Origin of the sequence: Amycolatopsis sp. NPDC051106 (assembly GCF_040682775.1) — a bacterium.
In the GTDB taxonomy this organism is placed as follows: domain Bacteria; phylum Actinomycetota; class Actinomycetes; order Mycobacteriales; family Pseudonocardiaceae; genus Amycolatopsis.
In genome coordinates, this window is record NZ_JBFBBQ010000181.1 from 1 (window position 1) to 7,173 (window position 7,173).

Annotated in this window: 6 protein-coding genes; 2 read left to right on the top strand and 4 right to left on the bottom strand. The window is 72.7% G+C overall.

What is annotated here, in order from left to right:
- Positions 1-70 precede the first annotated feature (70 nt).
- The 3 genes from AB0M83_RS48105 to AB0M83_RS48115 all read right to left on the bottom strand — a co-directional run bounded on the left by AB0M83_RS48105 (position 71) and on the right by AB0M83_RS48115 (position 2,496).
- Positions 71-1,081 carry a medium chain dehydrogenase/reductase family protein gene (locus AB0M83_RS48105; RefSeq protein WP_364529417.1) on the bottom strand — a complete coding sequence of 337 codons (1,011 nt, stop codon included), beginning with the start codon at positions 1,079-1,081 and terminating at the stop codon, positions 71-73.
- Positions 1,082-1,155: 74 nt separating this feature from the next.
- A complete protein-coding gene (locus AB0M83_RS48110) occupies positions 1,156-1,725 on the bottom strand; it encodes a TetR/AcrR family transcriptional regulator (RefSeq protein WP_364529420.1) in 570 nt (189 codons plus the stop codon).
- Positions 1,726-1,794: 69 nt separating this feature from the next.
- Positions 1,795-2,496 (bottom strand): trypsin-like serine protease, encoded by a 702-nt coding sequence (locus AB0M83_RS48115; RefSeq protein WP_364529423.1) that lies wholly within the window; start codon positions 2,494-2,496, stop codon positions 1,795-1,797.
- 273 nt (positions 2,497-2,769) lie between these two features.
- Here AB0M83_RS48115 and AB0M83_RS48120 point away from each other — a divergent pair, with 273 nt between their 5' ends.
- Positions 2,770-5,529 (top strand): BTAD domain-containing putative transcriptional regulator, encoded by a 2,760-nt coding sequence (locus tag AB0M83_RS48120; RefSeq protein WP_364529426.1) that lies wholly within the window; start codon positions 2,770-2,772, stop codon positions 5,527-5,529.
- 60 nt (positions 5,530-5,589) lie between these two features.
- Here AB0M83_RS48120 and AB0M83_RS48125 read toward each other — a convergent pair whose 3' ends face one another.
- Entirely contained in the window at positions 5,590-6,096 is a 507-nt protein-coding gene (locus tag AB0M83_RS48125; RefSeq protein ID WP_364529429.1) for a hypothetical protein, read from the bottom strand.
- A 348-nt stretch (positions 6,097-6,444) separates the two neighbouring features.
- On the opposite strand from AB0M83_RS48125, the gene AB0M83_RS48130 reads away from it, so the two are divergent.
- On the top strand, positions 6,445-7,032 hold the full coding sequence (locus AB0M83_RS48130; protein ID WP_364529431.1) for a papain-like cysteine protease family protein: 588 nt from the start codon (positions 6,445-6,447) through the stop codon (positions 7,030-7,032).
- Positions 7,033-7,173: the final 141 nt, after the last annotated feature.

Here is a 7,173-nt window from a genome sequence, read left to right on the forward strand (position 1 = left end):
TCCCGGCACCGCCGCGGGGCCGGGGCGGCGGCAGCATCCCTCATGGTGGCCTTCAGAGGCATCGGGGTTGTCAGGGGATGAGCACGACCTTGCCGGTGACCGTCCCGGATTCGGCCAGGGTCAACGCCTTCGCGGCTTCGGTCAGCGGGATGCGAGCCGCGACCTGCGCCTTGAGCCGGCCCTGCACCGCCAGGTCGAAGACGGCCGTCTGGTCCTCGGCGAGGCGTGCGCGGAACCGGGTGAGGTTCCGCTTGCCGCCCCACACGTTGTAGAAGTGCGTCCGGCGCCGGTTCGGCAGCGCTTTCCACCACAGCAGCCGGGCGACCAGCTTCAGCACGGCCGGCTTCGGGTTGCCCCCGGTGTCCTTGGTGGACGCGCTGCCGTAGGCGACCAGCGTCCCGCCGGGGGCGAGCAGCCGGAACGAGTCGACGATGCCCGGGCCGCCGACGTGGTCGAACACGGCGTCGACCCCGCCGGGCGCCAGCTCGCGCACCCGCGCCGGGACGTCGCCGCGGTAGTCGACGGCAGTGGCGCCGAGCGCGGTGACGACGGCGAGGTTGCGAGCCGAGGCGGTCCCGATCACCTCGATCCCGGCCGCGTGGGCGAGCTGGACGAGCGTGGTGCCGACGCCGCCGCTCGCGCCGTGGACGAGGATCCTGCCGCCGGCCTTCACCCGCGCGATCCGGTGCAGCATCTGATAAGCCGTGATGCCGTTGACCACGAACGTCTCGGCGTCGGCGGCGTCCAATCCGGCCGGCACCGGGACCAGGTCCGCGGCCGGCACGACGAGGTGGCTGCTCCAGCCGCCGATCTTGGTCATGGCGGCCACCCGCTGCCCGACCAGCGCCGGGTCGCCGGCTTCGAGGACGGTGCCGACGACGTCGTACCCGGGCACGAAGGGGAACGGCGGCTGGTCGTAGTACTTCCCCAGGCGCATCTGCTGCTCGGCGAACGAGATCCCGCTCGCCTCGACGCGGACGAGGGCTTCGCCGGCGCCGGGCCGCGGCAGCTCGCGGTGCTCCACGCGCAGGCCGTCCGGCTCGACGAGGCCGGGGAGGACGATTTCGGTGGTGGTGGTCATGGTGACTTTCCTTCCAGATGTGAGTGACTGGTCAATCACTCGATGGGCATGAAAAAGCGACTTCGGGGGTGGGTTCAGTTCTTGCCGGGGTGGCGGATGCCGGCGGCGAGCACGGCGGCCCAGTCGCCGGCGTGCTCGTCGAGGTCGAGGGTGGCGATGAGGTGGCAGAGCTGACCGTAGGCGATGAAGCGCTGGACCTGTTCGCCGCCGGCGCCGGAGCGCTCGCGGGCGAGTTCGGTGACTTTCGCCAGGCCGCGCCGCACGGCGTCGGCGATCTCGGGCGTGTCGGCGGCCGACTGGGCGTGCACCTGCAGCATGAGCAGGTCCCGGTCGGCGATGAGCTCGGCGTACGCGCCGCCCATCTCGTAAAGGATCTTGCCGGGGTCTTCGCCGTCGGCGCGGGCGGCGCCGTTCGAGAGCGCGTGTGCGACGAGCTCGTAACACCGGTCGAGCGCCGCGACGAAGAGCGAAACCTTGCCGGGGAACAACTTGAAGACGTAGGCGGGGGAGATGTCGGCCCGCGCGGCCACGGCGCTGATCGGCGTGCTGTGGTACCCGCCCTGGGCGAACTCGGCGATGGCGGCGTCGACGACGGCGTCCCGCCGGGCGTCGGAGGTGGAGAGCGTGGCACCGCGTTTCGTCATGTGAGTGACTGTACACTCACTCTTGTCGGCGAAGCAAACCCCCGGGCGCCGGGGGCTGCTTGCGAGGGCTCAGACGCCCGCGGTGGCGGAGATCCAGTCGCGGTACTTCGTGATGTTGATGTAGGCCGTGTACGACTGGCGGTCGCTCGTCGAGGCGACGCCGACCTGCTTGCCTCCTGCGTACATCGGGCCGCCGGAGTCGCCGCCCGCGGTGATGCCGTCGCCGCGGTTCGCGCACACCGAGACGCCGGCCGCGCCGTCCGGGCAGTCGATCGAGCTGACACTCACCTTGGCGACCTTCAGCAGCTGCGACTGGCACTCGATCTCGGGCTTGTCGGTGCAGGTCGCGCCCCAGCCGTAGACCTCGGCCTGGTCGCCCACCTTGACGTCACCCTCGCTGCCCAGCGGCGCGTACTCGGTCTGCACCTGCTGGTCGATCTGCACCAGCGCGAGGTCCGAGTCCGGCGCCTCGTGCACGGACGTGGCGTTGACCGTGGTGCCCTTCGTCTGGTCCAGGTCGCCGACGTGGAAGCTGATCGGCTGACCGTCCGCGCCCTGCGTGCAGTGGCGGGCCGTGAGGATCCAGTCGGGCGCGATGATCGTCGCCGAGCAGATCTCCTGGCCGCCGGCGAACATCCGGGCCGCGGAGTGGAGCGAGTCGGCATTGCTGCCGTCGATGATGGCCGGCTGGGCGGCCAGGGACGGCGCCGCGGCCGCCAGTGCCGAGAGCAAAACACCGGAGACGACTACGCCGGTTCGCGCGATTCGCACTTTATGATCAACCTCCCGCCGCGGACCGAGGTCTCGCGGTGACGTGTGGTGAAGGACGCACCTACCGTCACGGCTGTGGGTGAATCTCCGGAACCCGCCGATAGTCGGTTGATCCAAAACGCGACTTTCGTCGTGGGCCGTCCGGTCCATCCGGCGCCATGTTCTGGCCCCCTGTCCCGAATGTGCGCGATTCCCTCACGGGCCGCGGCTTCGCCCGGCTACAGTCCCGCTGCTCGGCTCCGCCTGGGGGCGGCCGCGGGAACGGGGTGCTCAATGGGTCCTGAAGTGCGGTTCCACCTGCTCGGACCGCTGGTCGTGACGGTCGACGGGAGGCCGGTGCCGCTCGGCGGCGCGAAGCAGCGGGTCCTGCTGGCCCACCTGCTGCTCAACGCCAACCGGGCGGTCGCGCCCGGGCAGCTGCTCGACTCGATCTGGCCGGGCGGCCCGCCGACGTCCGCGACCGCCAACCTGCAGACCTACGTGTGGCGGCTGCGCCGGCTGCTGCCGGACGGGCCCGTCCTGCGCACGCACGGCCCGGGCTACTCGCTCGTCGTCGACCCCGGCGCGGTCGACGCGCACCGGTTCACCCGGCTCGTCGCCGACGCCGCGCGGGCCCCCGCCCCGGAGACGGCGCTGAGGCTGCTCGCCGAGGCGGAGTCGCTGTGGCGCGGCGATCCCCTGGCGGACCTGCCGACCGCACCCGCCTGGGATGCCGAGCTCGGGCGGCTCGCCGAGAACCGGCTGGCCGCCGTCGAAGAGCGGCTTTCGCTGCAGGTGCAGCTGGGCCGGCACGACGAGGCGATCGCCGAACTCACCGTGCTGCTGGCCGAACACCCGTACCGCGAACGGTTTTGGCAGCAGTACCTGCTCGCGCTCACCGGTGCGGGCCGGCGGGCCGAGGCGTTGCAGGCGTACTCGACGGCCCGGGAGCGCCTGGTCACGGACCTGGGCGTCGAACCCGGCCCGGAGCTGCGGGCGGTGCAGGCCGCGATCCTAGCGGGCGAACCGGTCGCGGCCCCGCCGGTGGTTCCGCCCCCGCCGCGGCAGCTGCCCGCGGATCTGCCCGACTTCACCGGCCGCGCGGAGTACGTCCGGGAGCTGGAAACCGCCCTGGGCCCGGCGCCGGTCGTCCTGACCGGGGCGCCCGGGACCGGCAAGACGGCGCTGGCCATGCACGTCGCCCACCGCGTCGCGGACCGGTTCCCCGACGGGCAGCTGTACGTCGACCTCGCCGGCACGGGCGCGCCGCTCGACCCGGCCGAGGTGCTCGCCGACTTCCTGCACGCCTGGGGCATCACCGGGAACGCCGTCCCGGCGGGGCTCGGCCGGCGAGCCGCGCTGTTCCGTTCCCGGCTGGCCGGCCGGCGCGTGCTGCTGGTGCTCGACGACGCCGCGACCGCCGCACAGGTCCGCCCGCTGCTGCCCGGCGACGCCGGGTGCGCGGTGCTGGTGACGACCCGCGGGCGGCTGCCGGAGCTGGCGGGCGCGAAGCACGTCGAGCTGACGGTGTTCGGCGAGCACGAGGCCTCGCGGTTGCTGGCCGGCGTCGCGGGCGTCGACCGGGTGGTCGGCGAGCCGGCCGAGGCGGCGGCGATCGTCCGCTGCTGCGGGTACCTGCCGCTGGCGATCCGCATCGCGGGCGCGCGGCTGGCCGGGCGGCAGGCGTGGAGCCTGCGCACGCTGCACGACCGGCTGGCCGACGAAGCCGGCCGGCTGAGCGAACTGCGCGTCGGCGACCTCGGCGTCCGGCCGAGTTTCGAGCTGAGCCTGCGGCAGCTGCCGGCCGACGCGCGGACGGCGTTCTGCCGGACGGCGGTGCTGGGCGCGCAGGACTTCCCGAGCTGGGTGGTCGACGCGCTGCTGGACCGCGGCGGCACGCACGAGGTGCTCGACGTGCTCGTCGACGCGAACCTCGTCGCCACGGCGGGGCCGGACTCCGGCGGCCATCCCCGCTACCGGCTGCATGATCTGTTGCGGTGCTACGCGGCGGAACTGCTGGCCGCGGAGCCGTCGTCGTCGCGGCGCGAAACCCTCGCCCGGGTGCTGACGGCGTTGCTGGCCATGGCGAAGACCGCCGCGGCGGGGCTGCCCCCGGCGTTCGGCGCGATGACCGGGCCGGCCGTCGGGACGCCGGTGGCCACGGCCGCGCCGGGCGCCGACCCGCTGGGCTGGTTCACCGCGGAACGCAAGCTGCTGGCGGCCGCGGTCCAGCTGGCCGCGGACGCCGGCCTCGACGAGCTGGCCTGGCAGCTGACCGCGACGGCCGTCCCGTTCTACGACCTGCGTGGCGCCTACGACGACTGGCGACGCGGCCACCTGACGGCGCTGGCCGCGGTGGAAGCGGCAGGAAACGTCGTGGGAGCGGCGGTCCTGTACCGGGGCCTCGGCCAGGTCCGGCTATACCACGACGAGTACGCGGCGGCGGTGCGGGACATGGAGCGTTCGGCTTCGCTGTTCGCCTCGCTCGGGGACGTGCGCGGGGAGGCGCTCGCGGTCGCCGGGCTGGGCACGGTGGCGCGGGTCAGCGACCGGCCGCGGGAGGCGCTCGGCTTCTACCGTCGCGCCCTCGCGGGCCTGGAACGGGCCGGTGATCACCGGGGCGTCGCGCAGCTGCGGAATTCCCTGGGGACGACGTATGCGACGCTGGGTTCGTTCGCGGAGGCGGATTCCTGGCTGCGCCAGGCGCGTGAGCTGGCCCGGGAGATCGACGACCCGCACCGCGAGGCGAAGGTCCTCACCGAGCTGGGCACGCTGCACCGGGACACGGGAGCGCTGCCGGAGTCGTTGACGTGCCTGCGGTCGGCGTTGACCATCCTCGAGGAGCTGGCCGACGAGCGGTGCAGCGCGTACGCGTTGCTGGGCATCGGGCAGACGTTGCTGGCGGCGGGCGAGCCGGTCCAGGCGCGCGGGGTGTGCGATCGCGCGTTGCGGGTGTTTCGCGAAACCGGGAACCGGCAGGGCGAGACGACGGGCCTGGAACTGCTGGAGCAGGTCCAGCGGCGACGGACCCCGTCGGCCGCCGGACGCGGGTGAGCCGGCGCGGTGGCCGGGGCGCTGCCCGCGCCCCGGCCACCGCACCCCCAGTGTGCCGGATCAGTTGCTGTTGCCCGGTTTCCAGCCCAGGTAGCTGCCGAAGTAGCTCTGCTTCGCGTGGCCGATCGCGCCGTTGACGCTCGTCGCCCAGACGCCGCCGTTGCCGTCCGCGATGCCCACGTGGCCGTACGCCGAGATGTTCCAGAAGACGAACGCGCCCTTCGGCGGGGTGCCCGTCGTGTGGCGGGCGCCGTCCGAGGACCGCCAGTGCTCGATCGCGCTCGCGTGGTGCGTCGTGCGGTTCCACGAGAGGCGGGCGGCCTTCTCGCAGTAGCCCTGGTACGCCGTGCTGCCCTTGCGGCTCGAGTACCACGCGATCGCCTGCGTCGCGGTCCGGGCGGCGGCCAGTTCGGCGGGCGAGTCGACGATCACCGCGCCCGGGTCGGCGATGTCGGCGGCCGTCACCTCCGCGTAGACGTCGGCCGGCGCGGGGGCGGCGGTGGCGACGGCGGCGCCGCCGAAGAGCAGGGCGGCCGAGAGCGCCGCCGCCGGGTAGATGCTGCGCATGGGGGTCTCCCTCGGTGGACGGGTTTGCGACCGGGACGACCCTGCGCGCGGCCGCTACACCGCCACTACACTCGCGCTCTCGCGGTGCTGACGCACGTGAGTGCGCGGAACCGGAAAACTGTCACGCCCGAAAGTTCGCCGACGAGAAAGAACTGCTGCCGCCGGCCCGCCGGAATCCACCCGGCCGGCCGGAGCCGATGCCGGAATCCGGCACCCGGGAACTGCCGGGATCCGCCGAAAGCCGTTTTCTCCCAACGTGATCCTCCCTTAGTAGGTACCGAGGCACCGGCCGGGCGCGGAGTATTCCGTGCCACCACGTCGAATCGTCACCGGCTGGAGGACCACTTCGTGAAAACCACATCAGGAGTCCTGCGTGGACTCGTGGCGGTGTCGGCCGCCGCGGCCGCCGTCGCCGCGCTGCAGGCGCCCGCGGTCGCGTCCGCCGCGCGGACCGATCTCGGCATCACCATGCAGGCCCAGCAGAAGGACCAGTGGTGCTGGGACGCCAGCGGCACCACGATCGCCGACTACTGGGGATATTCGCTTTCCCAGACCCGGTTCTGCCAGATCGCGCACAACGAGTCCGGCAGCGACTGCGCCGACAACCAGGGCTATCTGTCCGACCAGCAGCGGGTGTTCCGTTCCCTGGGATTCACGAATGTCGGGTCCTATGACTCGAACGGGCAGGTCCTTTCCTTCACGACCATCAAGAACCAGATCGACGCGGGACAGCCGATCGGCACCCGCATCGGCTGGCGTTCCGGCGGCGGTCACATGCACGTCCTCTACGGCTATGACAACTCCAGCGGCGCGACCCGGGTGGACTACGGCGATCCGTGGCCGGACAACAGCCGCTACAACTCGATGAACTACGACACCTACCGTTCGAACACCCAGTTCCAGTGGACGCACACGCTGTACGGGATCGAGGGATGAGCGTGCTGAAGAAGGCGATGGGCGCGGCCGTGCTGGCCGGCGCCGCGATGCTCACCACCACCGGCGCCGCGGGCGCGGCGACCGGTACATCCGGCGGAATAAGACCGCGGCGCCGCCGAGCACGGGGAGGACCCCGCCGAG